Consider the following 15,401-nt stretch of genomic DNA (forward strand, 5'->3'; position numbering starts at 1 on the left):
CTGCTAAAGCTTGTGACCTCAATCAACAGCACTCACACTTTGTTTGGCACCACAGCTCAAGCAAAAGGAATGTTGAAGCTGCCCTGAAGGCGGGGACTTAACCTTCCCAATGTGGGTCAATCAAAGGACAAACATGCTTTACCGTATCGAAGTCGGGCCGCAGTCTTACGTGGATGATACCCAAGGCCGAAAAACGGCCCTGCAGCTGCAAAAAGCGTTGAACCTCACGGTGGACTCTGTGCACAGCATCAAAGTTTTTACCATGGACGGCCTTGACAGGGAGCAGGTCTCGCGCTTGCTGGACGAAGGCATTCTGCACGACCCCATTCTGCAACGCGCGGCCATTGACGTTCTTGAACCGTTTGACCCAGCGCCCGACTGGTTTGTGGAAGTGGGTTTTCGCCCCGGCGTCACGGACAACGAAGCCCGCACAGCCCGCGACACCGCAGCTCTTGTGCTCGGCATCCCGCGCGAAAATATTAATGTATACACTGCTGTTCAGTACCGTGTCCGCAACGACCCCGCTGCTCCCCTGAACCGCAATCAGGTGGAAAACGCCAGCCGCGGCCTGCTCTGCAACACATTGATCCAGAGAAGCAGAATCAAAAGTCTTGAACAGTGGCAGGCCGAACCTGGTTTTACGCCTGAAGCCGCCAGAGTCACGGGACAAACCGACGACACAGTCACAACCGTACCGCTTTCCGTCATGGACGACGCAGCCATGATGAACGCAAGCCGTGAAAACACCTGGGCGCTGAACCTTGACGAACTGCGCCGCATCCGCGATGCTTTCAATACGCCTGCGGAACAGACCCGGCGTGCAGCGCTTCGTCTGCCGTCAGACCCGACGGATGTGGAAATGGAAGTGCTGGCTCAAACTTGGTCCGAACACTGCAAACACAAAATTTTTGCCGCGCGCATCGCCTACGAAAACAGGGAAACAGGCTTGAACGAAGATGTGGACAATTTGTACAAAACCTGCATCCGCGATGCAACCGCGCTTTTGCGCGAACGCATGGGCGAAAACGATTACTGCAAATCCGTGTTCAAAGACAACGCGGGAGTTGTTGCCTTTATTAACGGCTACGACGCCTGCATCAAAGTGGAGACGCACAACAGCCCTTCTGCGCTTGACCCTTATGGCGGCGCGTTGACCGGCATTGTCGGCGTCAACCGAGACCCCATGGGAACCGGCCTCGGGGCGGAACTGGTCTGCAATACAGATGTCTTCTGTTTTGCCTCGCCTTTTCATGACACGGTCCTGCCGCCGCGTCTGCTGCACCCGCGCCGTGTGCTGGTGGGCGTATGCAAGGGCGTGGAGCACGGCGGCAACAAATCAGGAATTCCCACCGTCAACGGCTCACTTGTATTTGACGAGCGCTACCTCGGCAAACCCTTGGTGTTTTGCGGAACTGTGGGCATTATTCCCGCAGAAATCAACGGCCGCCCCGGCTGGCAAAAAAAGGCCCGTGCGGGCGACATCATTGTGATGACTGGCGGCCGCATCGGCAAAGACGGCATCCATGGGGCTACCTTTTCCTCTGAAGAATTGCACGAGAGTTCGCCGGCAACAGCCGTACAGATAGGCGACCCCATCACACAGCGCAAAATGTACGACTTTATTCTGGCCGCACGCGATCTCGGCTTGTATACGGCCATAACGGACAACGGCGCGGGCGGCCTTTCATCTTCTGTGGGCGAAATGGCGGAAGCCACAGGCGGCTGTGTTCTGGACATCAGCAAGGCTCCGCTGAAATACGACGGCCTTAGACCTTGGGAAATACTGCTTTCCGAGGCCCAGGAACGCATGACGCTTTCTGTGCCGCCGGACAAGCTCGACGAATTTCTGCAACTGGCCGCCCACATGGATGTGGAGGCTACTGCGCTGGGGCATTTTACAGACTCAGGTTTTTTTGAAGTGCGCAGCAAAGAACGCCTTGTCGCCTCCCTGCCCATGCCGTTCATGCACGACGGCGTGCCGCAGCTTGAGCTTGAGGCCGTATGGCAAACGCCCAGTGTGCGGGACATTTGCGTGGAAACAACAGGCATGGCGGAAGGCTCATTTTTGCGGCGCATGCTCGGCCGCCTGAATATCTGCTCCAAGGAATATATTGTCCGCCAGTATGACCATGAGGTACGCGGCGGCAGCGTTATCAAGCCTCTTGTCGGCGTGCTGTGCGATGGCCCGTCCGACGCGGCCGTGCTGCGCCCCCTACTTGAGTCGGACGCGGGCATCGTCGTCGCCCACGGCATCTGCCCCAAATTCAGCGATTACGACACCTACTGGATGATGGCCAACGCCATTGATGAAGCCATACGCAACGCCGTGGCCGTGGGCGGCAACCCCGATGCGTTGGCTGGCGTGGACAATTTTTGCTGGTGCGATCCTGTGACGAGCGAAAAAAACCCGGACGGCCGCTTCAAACTGGCCCAGCTGGTACGCGCCTGCAAAGCTTTGAGACATTTTTCGCTCGCGTTCGGCCTGCCATGCATTTCCGGCAAGGATTCTATGAAAAACGATTACACCGGCGGCGGAGAACGTATTTCCATTCCGCCGACAGTGCTGTTTTCCGTTCTGGGCGTCATGAACAACGTCACCTGCGCCCAAAGCTCTGATTTCAAGCAGAAAGGCGAGCATATCTATCTTTTGGGCGGAACCTGGCGCGACATGGCGGGCAGCGAGGCGGCCGGCGAACTGGGCCTTGCTGGCGGCAGCATACCGCATGTTGATGCCGGCACAGCCCTGCACCGCTATCGTGCCGTACACTCCCTCATGTCAAAACGCGCCGTCGCCGCCTGCCACGACTGTTCTGACGGCGGTCTGGCCGTAGCGCTGGCGGAGATGTGCATCGGCGGGCGCCTTGGCGCCGATGTGGATATCAACGCCGTGCCATCTATGGAAGCAATGACGCGCACAGAACTGCTGTACAGCGAATCCGCGAGCCGCCTGCTTGTCAGCGTGCGCCCCGATCTGGCGCCCCTGCTCGACGTTGTATGTCACGGGCAGTTGTGCCGCCGCATCGGCACTGTCACCGGCGACGGACAGGTAACCCTCAGAAGCAGAGACAGCGTTTTTCTGCGGGAAAATGTGGAGGATCTGGCTCGCGCGTTCAGGCAAACGCTTGACTGGTAATCTACCGGCATCAGCAACGGCTTCACCTCGCTCCCTTGGGAAACAGCACAACACCCACCGTTTTGAAAATAATGTGCACGTCCAGCAGAATGGACATATTTTTTACATAATAGAGATCGTATTCAAGCTTGCGGCGGGCGTCTTCTTCAGACGCTCCGTAAGGGCAGCAAACCTGCGCCCATCCCGTGAGGCCAGGTTTGACGGTGTGCCGCAGGCTGTAATAAGGAATGTTCCCCTTTAGTTTTTGCACAAAGGGCATACGTTCCGGCCGCGGACCTATAAAGCTCATGTCTCCTTTGAGTATGTTCCATATCTGGGGAAGCTCGTCAATGCGCACTTTGCGGATCAATCTGCCGAAACACGTCACCCGACTGTCATTGGCGCCGGCCCAGACAGCGCCGTTTTTTTCGGCGTCGGCGCACATGGATCGAAATTTGTAAACCGTGAATTCCTTTTCGTGCAGCCCCACGCGTTCCTGACGGTAAATAACCGGTCCGGGCGATTCAAGGCGCACAATAACTGCTGTAATCAGCATCACAGGGGCTGCCGGAATCAGAAGAACAAGAGAAATCAGCATGTCCAGCGCCCGTTTGAAGCGTCTGAGCGATCCTCGCGTGTTCAACGAAAAGCCTTCCGTTTGCAACAGCCATTCATCATTGATTTGTGAAAGCGGCAGGCGCTGTGCCACCTTTTCATAAAACGTGCGTATGTCCACCACCATTCTGCCCCACAATTTGGCTTCCAGCAGTTCGTGGGCGCTCTCGTCGTCAATGGGGGCGTCCGGCAGCAGAACAATCATGGTTACATAATTTTTTTCAGCAATTTCAAGTGATTTAAATATGGGGCCAAGACAATGGCCTGTGTCCGGCCCCTGATCCGGCTCACCCGCATACCCGATGATCTGCGCATTGGGAAAACCCTCGGCAAGCAGTCTGCGCACTTTGCCGGCGCGGTCCACGCCCACCAGCAGAACGCGGAGCGGATGCGTCAGCTTGTCCGCATTACGGTGGTATAACCATCGCCAGCCGAGTGCAAAACAGAAAGAAAGGGCAAAGAGCGCCAAGAGGGTTTCGCGGTCAAAGCGCCAGTGCTGGAAAGAATAGGAGGCTGTGCTGGAAGAAATGATGCCGAGCACACAGGCCAGCAGCACCCGACCAATTGTTTCTTTGAAATCTTCCAAACCGACGCTGTAAGCATCCAGAATATAGAAAAAGAGCATGTAGAAAAAAACAGTGAACAACGACGCGCCGGTGTAATCGTGAAAGACCCTTAAATCCGGCTCTATGGTGGCCAGGCCCGCCACAAAAAGCGCGAGCAGCAGACAAAAAATATCCAGTGCCTGCAAAACCGCTCTTCGATATATGCTGATCACGACGTTACTCCGGCATTGACGTTCATATCACACAACATGCGCGCCGCCACTTTTTCCGCATCAAACTCCTGAACGGCCATTGCACGGCCGGTCGCGCCCATGCGGACAATGTTTTCAGGATACAGAATATATGTCTCCATGGCACGCGCCAGCGCTTCAGGATCCCGCAGGGGTGTCAAACGGCCATTTATGCCGTCCCGCACCACCTCCCGGCAACCGGGAGCGTCTGTCACAACAGCAGGACGGCCCATGCTCATCCCCTCCATAATGGATGTGGGCGTGCCTTCCCGCCAGGAAGGCAAGACCAGAACATGCGCGGCGGCTATATATGGACGTACGTCTGCTGTTTCACCCAGATATTCCAGATCCCCCGCCTCCTCCCAAGCGCGCATCCGCGCTAAACTCACGCTGCCGAGACCCTGTTCCGGCGGTCCCAGCACCTGAAAACGGACTGTTGGATAACGGGCTTTCAGAACGCTGGCTGCGTCTGCATATTCCGACAAGCCCTTGGCTTCCAGCAAACGCCCAATCAACAAAAAAATCGGTGGCAAGGGCGGCTGCGGCGCCTGCGCAAAACGTTGTATATCCACTCCCGTACCGCGCGACATAAGCACACGAGCACCGGACGCAAGGATGTCGAGCCGGCGGAATTCAGCCACATCATCCTGATTTTGAAAAAAGACGCCTTCCGCGCCGCGAAGCGCAAGACGGTAAAGGCGCACGCCGAGCTGATTGACGCATTTTTTAAAAAAATTGTCCGCCTCAAACGCGTAGCCAAGCCCGGTAATGGCCGCGTAAATATGCGGCACGCGCGCAAGCCGGGCGGCCATGCAGCCGTAAATGACAGGTTTTATGGTGGAGGCGAAGAGCATCTCCGGCCTTTCCTTTTTAAAAAGCCTCGTCAGATCAACAAGGGTCCACAAGTCCCGCAGGGGATTCAAGCCCTTGCGGTCCAAGGTATAATGAATGAACCGCGCGCCGGTTGTCCGCGATGTCTCGCCGGATTTTGCATCGCCGTCAGGAACGCAGCAGACAACTTCATGACCGTCCCGCAGCATCCTGTGTATGAGCACACTCCAGAAATTGGCCAATGCTCTTGCCTGATTACCGAGAACAATAATTTTCATGTCCTTTTCTCGCCATGATGCCTGATATAGGGCCGGTTATGCCTTGGGATACCGGACGATGAATGCTGTTTTTTACTGTATGGCTTTTGCATATATTTTTGTAAGCTGCTGGCGACAGAAAGATTTTCCTGACTGTGACAGACGGCGCGCCGCGCTGAACATACAACAATCGCTCTTTGCTGGAAAGAGTGTGAAAAATATTGAGAAAGTCGCGCAGCAGCCGGATTATCTCAAAAAAATATTTAAGCATACCGGCAGAAAGGACAATGAGCATGTGGGGCCGTTTCGCGCTTTTGCGGATGCCGCCGCCATGCATGAAGCTCTGTGTCAAGTTCACCCGGAAGCGGAAGCTGTGATAGACAGCACCCGTTAGAGCGGGTTTTACATTTGGAAATATCACATTGCCCAAGCTGTTTCGGGAATGATACCTCGTGCCTGAATGCAGGTGTGGCTCGCGTTTCTGCGGGTTTGTTCTGCTTTCGGCGCGACGGCTACTGATTGATCATTACCTTGGCCGGGCGCAGCAGGCGTTTGCCCAGCTTGTAGCCGTGCTGCAGCACGCGCGACACAACGCCGGCAGGGAGATCTGGTCTGTTTTCAAATCCCACGGCTTCATGCGTTTCCGGAGTAAATTCCTCAGCTTCCGCGCCAAGCGGCGTAAGTCCGTGTTTTGTCACCGCAGCAAGCAGCAGTTTATGCGTCATGGCCACGCCCTGAAACATGTCGCGGCAGGTTTCATTTTGGCTGCCGTATTGCAGCGCCAGATCCAAATTGTCCAAGGTAGGCAAAAGATCGCTTAACACCGTTTCGGCCGCATAGCGCAATTGTTCCTGATGTTCGCGGCTCAGACGCTTTTTAAAATTTTCCATTTCAGCGGCGGAGCGCAGGCGCATTTCTTCCACTTCCGCCTTATAGAGCGTTTTTGTGTCTTCTGGCGGCTCTTCCGTTTTGTCCGGAAGAACCTGCTTGTCACGACAATCTTCTCCGTCTCGCGTGGTATCCCCCTTCGTCCAGGAATCTGCAAGAGGATCTGTCCAAGAATCAAAAAGATCCGTAGTTTCAGGCCGCGAATTGTTGTCTGGTTCTTTGTGCGGGTATTCATTTGTGGATATTTTGTGGCGATGCATGCTTCCTCCTGGAACTTCCCACCCTGTGCATTCCGCGCTTCAGACGGCTGCTGGCGGCACTAAAGAGCGCCTGCCGCCAATCTTGGGATAAGGCCGCCTTGCAGCCCTGTCAAGACGCGCTTAAAAACGAAGAAGCTCTTTTGCAAAATTTTTTGGAAATTATATCCTAGACCGTGAAATTTTAGTAATGAGGCGGAAACATGCGTATCTTTCATTGCTACTTTTTTATCTTTCGTGTTACTAATTCTCTGCGTACGCATTGTGGTGGTTTTATGCGCACCAGCCGTCATATTTACACATTTTCATTAAGGATGAGGCTATGTGGAAAATTTTTTACTCAATCCTGTCGCTGGTTTTGTTTTGCGCCGCGCAGGCCGAGGCGCACTTCGGCATGGTTATCCCTTCTGCCGCTACGATAACGGAAAAAAAGGACGCGAATTTGAAAATTGACCTCGCCTTTGCCCACCCCATGGAAATGAAGGGCATGGACATGGCGGCACCAAAGGCCTTTACCGTGACCGTGGACGGCAGAACAGAAGACGTCAGATACTTGCTCAAGCCCTCCGTCATTTTGGGTCACAAGGCCTGGCAGGCCGCGTATGCCGTTAAAAAACCCGGCGTCTACCAGTTCGCCGTAGCACAGGCGCCCTATTTTGAGCCGGCCGAAGACACATATATCGTTCACTACACCAAAACCGTGACGGCGGCCTTTGGCGGCGAGGACGGCTGGAATGAGCCCTTGGGGCTGAAAACGGAAATCGTGCCGCTGACCAGACCTTTCGGCAATTATGCCGGAAACATTTTTCGCGGGCAGGTGCTGTTGAACGGCAAACCAGCTCCCAATACGGATGTGGAAGTAGAATTCTGGAATACAGATGGTCGCCGTACGGCTCCCAATGAATATTTTCTCACCCAGATAGTCAGGACAGATCAGAACGGCGTTTTTGCCTTCGGCGTGCCTTGGGCCGGCTGGTGGGGTTTTGCAGCTTTGAGCACGGCTGATGAAAAACTGGATTACAAGGGCGAACAAAAGCCCATTGAACTCGGCGCCGTGTTATGGACGGAGTTTGTCGCGCCAAGGACAAAGTGAATACTCCACCTGCTTTAGCAGGTGGCCATTGTGAGCTGAAGCTGCCGTCTGAAGGCGGGGATTTTTACCATCCTCAAGTGGGATAATAAACAGGGCGCAAAAGTTATGCATATTGCGGATGGTGTCCTTTCCCCGGCCGTGCTCGGCACGGGTGCCGCGCTGGCGGCGGTGGGCACGGCCGTGGGCCTTCGCAGGCTTGATTATGACCGGCTTATGACGGTCGCCATGTTGTCAGCCGCTTTTCTTGTGGCCTCGCTTGTGCATGTGCCTGTCGGTTTCTCAAGCATGCATTTGATTTTGAACGGACTGTTGGGCGTATTGCTCGGCTTTGCGGCATTTCCCGCCATTCTTGCAGCGCTTGCATTGCAGGCTCTTCTTTTTCAGTATGGCGGCCTGACCATACTGGGCGTTAATACGTTTTGCATGGCTTTTTCCGGCGTACTGGCAGGGTATTGTTTCAAGGCAGTTGCGCGCATCTGCCCGGGACCAAAAGGTCAAAAGGCCGCGGCCTTTTGCGGCGGCGCGCTGGGGGTTGCGCTGGCCGGCCTGTTTACTGCCTCGGCGCTGGCTTTCAGCGATGAGGGCTTTATCACGACGGCGCAACTTTTGTTTTTGACGCATCTGCCCGTTATGCTGGTGGAGGGAATAATCACCATGTTCATGGTTTCGTTTATCGCGCGTGTTCGTCCTGAAATGCTTCACTGGCGCTGAATGCCCATAAAAATCGGACGCTCTACATGAAACTCATCCAATTTTGTCTTGTTTCTGTGTTCCTTGCAATATTGCTCGCGCCGTCGTCCGCAGTTGCCCATCGCGTCAATATCTTCGCCTGGCTGGAGGGCGACGACGTGGCTGTAGAATGCGGCTTCAGCCGGGATTCGCCTGTCAGGAATGGGCGCATTACGGTGTTTGACGCGAAAAGCGGCAAAGAGCTTTTACAGGGCGCTACCGACAAAAAGGGACATTTCCGTTTCCCCGTGCCTCAAAGCGTCCGTCGCAACGCCCACGGTTTGCGCATACGCGTCAACGCCGGCGAAGGGCATCAGAGTGAATGGCTTATAGCTGCTGATGAATTGATGCTTTCCGGTGATGTTCCCGACGCGCGAACACAGCCCTCAGCAACAGAAGCATCTCTCCTGTCCACGTCGGGCGACGGCGTCACGCAGGAAGCTGTACGACGCATTGTCAATGAGGTGCTGGACACTAAACTTGCTCCAATACGACGCGATTTGGCAGCCGCATCAGAGCCGGGCATTCAGGAAATCATCGGCTGCGTCGGCTGGCTTCTGGGGCTTGCCGGTATAGCTTTTTACTTCAAAGGGCGGCGCGGCTAACAAAAATGTATTGTGTTTGATCAACCGTTTGTCCACGACTGCCCGATACAGGCTATTGACCCGCGTGTGCGCCTCGGGCTTGCGGGCCTTGTCGCCGTATGCTTTGCCACGCTGCAGCAACCGACCTCCTGCATGCTTGGCCTCGCGCTCGGTGCATGCCTGCTTGCGTCTGCCTGCCCGCCTTTCATCCCTTTTGCCCGTCGTTTTGCTGCGGTAAATTGTTTTGTTCTTTTTTTTTGCTGTCTGATTCCCTTTACCGAACCAGGAGAAACGTTCACTGTATTCAATCTGATACCTGTCAGCGCGCGAGGCGTGCATCTTGCCCTGCTGACAACACTCAAGGCAAACGCCGTTTTCTTTGTTTTTCAGGCGCTTGCGGCCACCATGCATCCTTCCACCGCGGGCTATGCCCTTCAGGGCATAGGCTGTCCGCCAAAGCTGGTTTTTCTCTTTTTACTCACAGGGCGTTATGTGAATCTGCTGGCAGAAGAATGGCAGACTCTTAACGTGGCCGCACGTCTGCGCGGTTTTATGCCCCGCGCGAGCCTGCATGCTTGGCGCACGCTGGCCTGCCTGCTGGGACTTTTGCTGGTGCGCAGTTATGATCGTTCCCTGCGTGTCTGCGAAGCTATGCGTTTACGGGCTTTCAGCGGCAGGTTTACTACCGTGACGGTTTTCAGAACGCGCTATGTGGATGCGGTTTTTGCACTTGTTGTGCTGCTTTACATAACCGGCATCGCGCTGACGGAAGCGGGGGTGTTTCATGGCTGAAACGAGCTTGCAGGATGTTATTTTCAGTCTGGAGCATGTTCATTTTGCCTATATTCAGGGCGACAGCCGCAGAGAGGTATTGCATGACGTGAATTTTGCCCTTTCACCCGCCCGGCAGTTCGGTCTGTTCGGCCCGAACGGCAGCGGCAAAACAACATTTTTTCGCTGTATTACAGGGTTGGTGCGGCCACAGCGGGGTGTCACGCGCTTTCACGGCATTGTGCTGAACAGTGAAAAAGATTTTTATGCACTGCGCTGCAAAGTTGGTTTTGTGCTTCAACACGCTGAAGATCAACTTTTTTTCCCCACCGTGCTGGAAGATGTGGCGTTTGGTCCCTTGAATCTCGGCATGACGCCTGAAGCGGCCAGAGACCGCGCTCTGGAAACCCTGAAGAGTCTCAGGCTGGACGGCTTTGAAAACCGCCTGACCCATCGTCTTTCCGGTGGTGAAAAAAAGTTGATTTCACTGGCCACAGTGCTGGCCATGCGGCCTGAAGCCCTTTTGCTGGATGAACCGACCAGCGGTCTGGACAACGAAGCCCGTGAGCGCCTGATCGACATACTGCGCGGATTGCCCACAGCTAGGATTGTCATTTCCCATGACTGGGATTTTCTGTCTCAGGTCTCCACAGACTGCCTGACCATTCACGACGGCCGTCTGAGTGCCTGTTCGCCCTTGTTTGCTCATACGCACATGCACCCCGCGGGCAACGATCCGCACGGACATGCGTAAACCATGCTGATGCGCCCCAGAGCAAATTAATTTTTAAGTAGCCAAAAATCTGCTGACAGCCAAGCATGTCAATAAAAAACAAATATGCAAAACCTTCAAGAATTTCAGAGGGCAAAATCCGACAAGTAGATTCTCGAAGGTCGGAACAAAACCCGTCCCTTCTTGTTCTGGGTAGATTCATTCGATCCGCACGAACCGTGAGATCCGCCTTCCATCTGGGCCGGGGAACCCTGCCCCTATGACCCGGAGTACAAGGGCAATCCCGCGGCGCTATCCAGTGCGCGGCGTCTTCTGTGCGGCGTCAAGGCCGGGGTTGTCGCGTTGGAGGTGGATGGCCACATTATCTGGGCAGACAAGGAACTCACCCCCGGTCTGGCTGAACGATTCTGCGCCGGGTTACCCGACTATGTTCGGAAAACAATGGCGGAATACGGCATATCTTCAGATCTCCCCGGCTGAGCATTGGCAAATTTTATTTTCATGCAGCAGCAGCATCCAGGCATTCCAGTCAGTCGCGCTCGCCGGGCGCGTCAGACGCAACCGTGATTGTTTGATTCATTCGATTGCCCTGCGAGTACGATAAGAACCGCTTGACAGTTTTTCAGGCATGAACTATTAAGACAATTTCAGATTTTACGACACTGTTTGCAAAACAGGCAAAAATACGTGGAGAGAACACTGTGGCCAATCATAAATCAGCCATCAAGCGTCATAAACAGAGCCTTGAAAGGGCCGCGCGCAACCGCGCCGATCGTACTCGCGTCAAAAATGCCGTCAAGTCCGTACGCGCGGCTATTCAAAACAAAAACAAATCTCTGGCCGAAGGCGCGCTGTCCACTGCCTCTTCCGTATTCGCCAAGGCCGCCGGCAGGGGCGCGCTGCACCGCAGAAAAGCCGCACGCAAAATGTCGCGTCTGGCCAGAGCTGTCAACGCCGTCGCCGTCTAGAACATATCCACAAACGGCATATCGCGAACAAACACTGTTGTGTCTTCAAGCTGTTGCGGTGTTGCCCGCGCTGAAGCATCTGCTCGTCTCGACGGATGCCGCAATCCTGTTACGTGGGCTACGCGGGCATGTTCAGATGTTCATAAGCCTTGGCTGTCGCCATACGGCCGCGCGGAGTGCGTTTTAAAAAGCCGCACTGGATCAGATAAGGCTCATAAATGTCCTCAATGGTGCGCACCTCTTCCGAGCAGGCAACCGCAAGCGTTTTCACGCCCACAGGGCCGCCGTCGAAATGCTTTATCAGCACGGCAAGCAGCTTGCGGTCCATCTGGTCAAGGCCGTACTTATCAACATCCATACGCGTCAGGGCCGCCGCCGCTTGTTCAGCCGTCACACGCCCGTCTCCGTGAACAAGCGCGAAGTCCCGCACCCGGCGCAACAGCCGGTTTGCAATGCGCGGCGTACCGCGCGCACGGCGGCCGATTTCTTTCGCGCCGTCTTCCGTGACAGACACATGCAGAATGTCGGCGGCGCGCCGCACCACACGCGCCAAATCTGACGGGCTGTAATACTCAAGCCGGGCCACAATGCCGAAACGGTCTCTCAGCGGCGAGGATATAAGACCCATACGCGTTGTGGCGCCCACCAGCGTAAAGGGATCCAGATCAATTTTTACTGTGCGGGCGGCCGGTCCCTGGCCTATCACAAGATCCAGCTTGAAGTCCTCCATAGCCGGGTACAGCATTTCTTCCACAACAATGGGCATACGGTGGATTTCATCCACAAACAAAATATCGTGCCGGCCCAGATTGGTGAGAATGGCCGCCAGATCGCCACTGCGCTCCATCACAGGCCCTGAAGTGCAGATCAGATTGACGTTCAATTCTGCGGCCATGATCTGCGCGAGCGTGGTTTTGCCGAGACCGGGATTTCCGTAAAACAGCGTGTGGTCCAGCGCCTTGCCCCGTTCCCGAGCTGCGTCCAGATACACGCGCAGATTGGCTCGCAATTCGTCCTGCCCGATAAAATCATTGAGGCTGCGCGGCCGGATGCTCTCATCCTGCCCGGCGACGGACTGAATATCCTGCGGCGGCACAGCGGCGGGCGCGGCCATTACGACGCCCCCCTGCCGAAGCGTTTAAGCGCCAGCCTGAGTGCGCCGGCAACGTCCATATCAGGTTCTTCATGCAGAATTTTTTTCACAAGCGGCACGCACTCTTCTTCGGCGTAGCCAAGATTGACAAGCCCCGCCACAGCGTCACGAAAAACAGAAGCCTCACGCGTCCCCACAGTCGGCAGGGCTGCGCCCGCGGCATTGTCCACCTTGAGTTTGTACTGGAGTTCCAAAAAAATATGTTGTGCGGACTTTTTGCCTATGCCCGACACTCTGGTCAGAGCCGCCACATCCTCTTCCAGAACGAGCCTGCGCAAATCGTCCGGGCGGAATGTGGAAAGAATGGCCAGAGCAGTTCTGGCGCCGACCTTGGAAATCGTCAGCAAAACCTCAAAGGCCTGACGTTCTTCAAATGTGGCAAAGCCGAAAAGTTCCAGGGCGTCCTCGCGTACGGCAAGGCTGGTATAAAGCGCCACGGACTCTCCCCTCGCAGGCAGGGCGGCAAGCGTGCGTGACGGCAGGGCCACTTCATAGCCTACTCCGGATTGGGTTACGACAAGACAGGCCTGGTCCCATGTCTCGACCAGACGTCCTTCAATATAAGCAATCATCTTCCCTTCGCATTGTTATGCCATGCTTCAAAGCGGGCGGTATCAAGGCAGGTTCAGCCCTCACCCGCCGATGCCGGACATCTGCTTTGCGGCCACCGCGCCGTTCAGTGGCCGCGCGTACAAAATATCCGCCCCGACAGGCTTGTTTGCGCAGACACGGCGTATTATTTGCGCTATACGTGCGTCCGTAATTTCCGGATGCCGCAAAAGGCCGCGCAAACGGTATTCCCTGTCGGCAAAAAGACAGGTGCGCAACGCGCCGTCGCTCGTCATACGCAAACGGTTGCAGGCCAGACAAAAAGGCTCCGTCACGGGCGTGATAAAGCCCATCCGCCCCTTGCCGCCTACAATCCGGTACATGCGCGCCGGTCCGGCGCTTGCGGGGCTGTCCGCCTCCGGCAACAGCCGCACGCGACGTTCGGCCTCTTTTTTTATTTCCCCGGCCGGCCAGAAATTTTCCGTGTTCCACAATGTGCCGCTGCTCATAGGCATAAATTCGATGAAACGCAAGTCAAGAGGCATTGTCAGGGCCGCATGGACAAAATCGTCCATCTGGCCGTCGTTCACGCCGCGCATGGCGACCACATTGATCTTGACGCGCAGCCGGGCGGACAGCAGCGCCTCAAGCGCCCGCAGCACGTCCGGCAACATGTCCCGGCCGGTTACGGCGGCAAAAGTACCCCTGTCAAAACTGTCCAGAGAAAGATTCACGACGTGTACATTCACACGGCGCAAGAGGGAAATATGCGGCTCAAGCAGGGTGCCGTTGGTTGTAATGCGCAAATCTATCTCCGGGTAGCGCGCACGCAGCATGCTCAAAAACGTGTCGCACCCCCTGCGGACAAAAAGTTCCCCACCGGTCAGCCTCACCTTCTCTATGCCCAGAGATGCCGCAACCCCCACCATACGCGCCATTTCTTCATACCGCAAAATTTCCTGATGCGGGATGCTGTGCTCTCTGACGTTGCTGCGGCAATACATGCAGCGCAGATTGCAGCGATCCGTCACGGAAAGACGCAGATAGCGCACCGTGCGGCCACGGCCGTCACAAAGATCGCGCACGACCCTGCCCGCCCTTGCCAAAGAATGGACAGTTGCCAAGAAATCGAAATGAATTTACATCTGCCCTCATGAAACACCTATTGTTTTTGACGGTCGTGCCGGGCTGCTTTTGTCTGCCGCAGGCGGCCGCTGCATGGGACGGATTTGATGCTGCAACAACCAATCTTGTGGAAATAACACCTGACAACATACCCTTAAGAGACGACACGATTGATGTACGGGATTACGACACCGACGCTACGGAAACCTGTCTCGTGGAAAGCGTGACCCGCAATGCCCGCACGGTGGAAGTGATGGTGCGCGCGGCAAACGGGGTCAGGCGCATTCTGGTCATGGAAGGCCGCTAACCCTTGTTCTCCTCTTCCCGTTCATAGCCGGGCAGCACTATTCCCGCGCTTTCGGCCTGCCCCTGCCCCTTGGGACAGCGGCTCTGCAAATGGCAGATTTCACAACCACCCCTATATGGATAATGCGTTACCACAGCGTAACGCCGGCTGAGCAGCGGCGTGTCTTCTTTGTAGGGGATGCCGAGCCCGGCGAGCGCCTCACGCAGGGCCTGCGCGGGGCGCGGCGAAGGCGCGCAACCCCCCTCCGCCACTTGCGGCAAAAGCTCCTGCACGGAGGACATGCACATAAACTGGGCAAGGCTGTTGACCATATAGCCTTCGGAAGGAGACTTCCCCCAGGTCTCATCCACAAGGTCTTCCACATTTTCCGGCAGCCAGACAGCGAGCCAAGAAATTTCGCCCATACTCACTTCACGCACTTTCAACAGCTCAAGCCACTGACACCACAACCAGGCAAGGCGTTCAGCGGCGCCGGCGCCAAGGCGCGTCTCCCGGCTCAGGAATATGAAGGCTTCCATATCGAAATACGGCTTGACGTCGTGCTCTTTGATACTGGCTTTGTTCACGCGGGAACCTTATAAAATATTCTGTGCCGTCTTCAGGGGGCAGACGCCGTCAACCCAGGAGGACATT

16 protein-coding genes are annotated in these 15,401 nt (G+C 55.7%); 9 read left to right on the top strand and 7 right to left on the bottom strand.

The window, feature by feature from the left end:
- Positions 1–133: 133 nt before the first annotated feature.
- Positions 134–3,133, top strand: coding sequence for an AIR synthase-related protein (locus tag RSDT_RS02980; protein ID WP_096400458.1), 3,000 nt, complete (start codon positions 134–136; stop codon positions 3,131–3,133).
- Positions 3,134–3,155: 22 nt separating this feature from the next.
- Here the strand turns inward: RSDT_RS02980 and RSDT_RS02985 are convergent, their stop codons facing one another.
- Both RSDT_RS02985 and RSDT_RS02990 read right to left on the bottom strand, forming a co-directional pair.
- Positions 3,156–4,505, bottom strand: coding sequence for a sugar transferase (locus RSDT_RS02985; RefSeq protein ID WP_096399499.1), 1,350 nt, complete (start codon positions 4,503–4,505; stop codon positions 3,156–3,158).
- Positions 4,502–5,632 (bottom strand): glycosyltransferase family 4 protein, encoded by a 1,131-nt coding sequence (locus tag RSDT_RS02990; protein ID WP_096399500.1) that lies wholly within the window; start codon positions 5,630–5,632, stop codon positions 4,502–4,504. Before RSDT_RS02990 ends, RSDT_RS02985 begins: the two co-directional genes overlap by 4 nt.
- A 190-nt stretch (positions 5,633–5,822) precedes the next feature.
- Here RSDT_RS02990 and RSDT_RS07155 point away from each other — a divergent pair, with 190 nt between their 5' ends.
- Positions 5,823–6,005: a hypothetical protein gene (locus RSDT_RS07155; RefSeq protein ID WP_197702129.1), complete on the top strand. Its 183-nt coding sequence runs from the start codon at positions 5,823–5,825 to the stop codon at positions 6,003–6,005.
- A gap of 118 nt (positions 6,006–6,123) precedes the next feature.
- Here RSDT_RS07155 and RSDT_RS07385 read toward each other — a convergent pair whose 3' ends face one another.
- Positions 6,124–6,759, bottom strand: a complete 636-nt coding sequence (locus RSDT_RS07385) for a nucleotide exchange factor GrpE (protein ID WP_231941908.1) — start codon at positions 6,757–6,759, stop codon at positions 6,124–6,126.
- A gap of 319 nt (positions 6,760–7,078) precedes the next feature.
- On the opposite strand from RSDT_RS07385, the gene RSDT_RS03010 reads away from it, so the two are divergent.
- The 6 genes from RSDT_RS03010 to rpsT all read left to right on the top strand — a co-directional run bounded on the left by RSDT_RS03010 (position 7,079) and on the right by rpsT (position 11,634).
- The gene (locus tag RSDT_RS03010) at positions 7,079–7,849 is read left to right on the top strand and encodes a DUF4198 domain-containing protein (protein ID WP_096399503.1); all 771 of its coding nucleotides are present in this window, start codon (positions 7,079–7,081) and stop codon (positions 7,847–7,849) included.
- Between the two features lie 105 nt (positions 7,850–7,954).
- The gene (gene cbiM / locus RSDT_RS03015; RefSeq protein ID WP_096399504.1) at positions 7,955–8,560 is read left to right on the top strand and encodes a cobalt transporter CbiM; all 606 of its coding nucleotides are present in this window, start codon (positions 7,955–7,957) and stop codon (positions 8,558–8,560) included.
- A gap of 26 nt (positions 8,561–8,586) precedes the next feature.
- Complete coding sequence (locus RSDT_RS03020) at positions 8,587–9,183, top strand: cobalamin biosynthesis protein CbiL (protein ID WP_096399505.1); 597 nt, start codon at positions 8,587–8,589, stop codon at positions 9,181–9,183.
- A 12-nt stretch (positions 9,184–9,195) separates the two neighbouring features.
- Positions 9,196–9,954, top strand: a complete 759-nt coding sequence (locus RSDT_RS03025) for an energy-coupling factor transporter transmembrane component T family protein (RefSeq protein ID WP_096399506.1) — start codon at positions 9,196–9,198, stop codon at positions 9,952–9,954.
- Positions 9,947–10,687, top strand: a complete 741-nt coding sequence (locus tag RSDT_RS03030; protein ID WP_096399507.1) for an energy-coupling factor ABC transporter ATP-binding protein — start codon at positions 9,947–9,949, stop codon at positions 10,685–10,687. Before RSDT_RS03025 ends, RSDT_RS03030 begins: the two co-directional genes overlap by 8 nt.
- A 680-nt stretch (positions 10,688–11,367) precedes the next feature.
- Positions 11,368–11,634 carry a 30S ribosomal protein S20 gene (gene rpsT, locus RSDT_RS03040; protein ID WP_096399508.1) on the top strand — a complete coding sequence of 89 codons (267 nt, stop codon included), beginning with the start codon at positions 11,368–11,370 and terminating at the stop codon, positions 11,632–11,634.
- A gap of 118 nt (positions 11,635–11,752) precedes the next feature.
- Here rpsT and ruvB read toward each other — a convergent pair whose 3' ends face one another.
- From ruvB to moaA, 3 genes are read right to left on the bottom strand one after another with little or no spacing between them, the layout of a single operon-like run.
- Entirely contained in the window at positions 11,753–12,748 is a 996-nt protein-coding gene (gene ruvB, locus RSDT_RS03045; protein WP_096399509.1) for a Holliday junction branch migration DNA helicase RuvB, read from the bottom strand.
- Positions 12,748–13,359, bottom strand: a complete 612-nt coding sequence (ruvA, locus tag RSDT_RS03050; RefSeq protein WP_096399510.1) for a Holliday junction branch migration protein RuvA — start codon at positions 13,357–13,359, stop codon at positions 12,748–12,750. Before ruvA ends, ruvB begins: the two co-directional genes overlap by 1 nt.
- 60 nt (positions 13,360–13,419) lie before the next feature.
- Positions 13,420–14,421 carry a GTP 3',8-cyclase MoaA gene (moaA, locus tag RSDT_RS03055; protein WP_096399511.1) on the bottom strand — a complete coding sequence of 334 codons (1,002 nt, stop codon included), beginning with the start codon at positions 14,419–14,421 and terminating at the stop codon, positions 13,420–13,422.
- A 68-nt stretch (positions 14,422–14,489) separates the two neighbouring features.
- On the opposite strand from moaA, the gene RSDT_RS03060 reads away from it, so the two are divergent.
- Complete coding sequence (locus RSDT_RS03060) at positions 14,490–14,768, top strand: DUF5334 family protein (protein WP_096399512.1); 279 nt, start codon at positions 14,490–14,492, stop codon at positions 14,766–14,768.
- Here RSDT_RS03060 and RSDT_RS03065 read toward each other — a convergent pair.
- A complete protein-coding gene (locus tag RSDT_RS03065; protein ID WP_096399513.1) occupies positions 14,765–15,334 on the bottom strand; it encodes a hypothetical protein in 570 nt (189 codons plus the stop codon). The two genes, RSDT_RS03060 and RSDT_RS03065, sit on opposite strands and share 4 nt — an antisense overlap.
- Positions 15,335–15,401: the final 67 nt, after the last annotated feature.

Origin of the sequence: Candidatus Desulfovibrio trichonymphae (assembly GCF_002355955.1) — a bacterium.
In the GTDB taxonomy this organism is placed as follows: Bacteria; Desulfobacterota; Desulfovibrionia; order Desulfovibrionales; family Desulfovibrionaceae; genus Desulfovibrio; species Desulfovibrio trichonymphae.

What these genes read in the sequence shown, in the direction of transcription:
- RSDT_RS02980 (WP_096400458.1), top strand. Translation starts at nt 134, where the DNA reads ATGCTTTACCGTATCGAAGTCGGGCCGCAGTCTTACGTGGATGATACC.
- RSDT_RS02990 (WP_096399500.1), bottom strand. Translation starts at nt 5,632, where the DNA reads ATGAAAATTATTGTTCTCGGTAATCAGGCAAGAGCATTGGCCAATTTC.
- RSDT_RS07385 (WP_231941908.1), bottom strand. Translation starts at nt 6,759, where the DNA reads ATGCATCGCCACAAAATATCCACAAATGAATACCCGCACAAAGAACCA.
- RSDT_RS03010 (WP_096399503.1), top strand. Translation starts at nt 7,079, where the DNA reads ATGTGGAAAATTTTTTACTCAATCCTGTCGCTGGTTTTGTTTTGCGCC.
- cbiM (WP_096399504.1), top strand. Translation starts at nt 7,955, where the DNA reads ATGCATATTGCGGATGGTGTCCTTTCCCCGGCCGTGCTCGGCACGGGT.
- RSDT_RS03020 (WP_096399505.1), top strand. Translation starts at nt 8,587, where the DNA reads ATGAAACTCATCCAATTTTGTCTTGTTTCTGTGTTCCTTGCAATATTG.
- RSDT_RS03030 (WP_096399507.1), top strand. Translation starts at nt 9,947, where the DNA reads ATGGCTGAAACGAGCTTGCAGGATGTTATTTTCAGTCTGGAGCATGTT.
- ruvB (WP_096399509.1), bottom strand. Translation starts at nt 12,748, where the DNA reads ATGGCCGCGCCCGCCGCTGTGCCGCCGCAGGATATTCAGTCCGTCGCC.
- ruvA (WP_096399510.1), bottom strand. Translation starts at nt 13,359, where the DNA reads ATGATTGCTTATATTGAAGGACGTCTGGTCGAGACATGGGACCAGGCC.
- RSDT_RS03060 (WP_096399512.1), top strand. Translation starts at nt 14,490, where the DNA reads ATGAAACACCTATTGTTTTTGACGGTCGTGCCGGGCTGCTTTTGTCTG.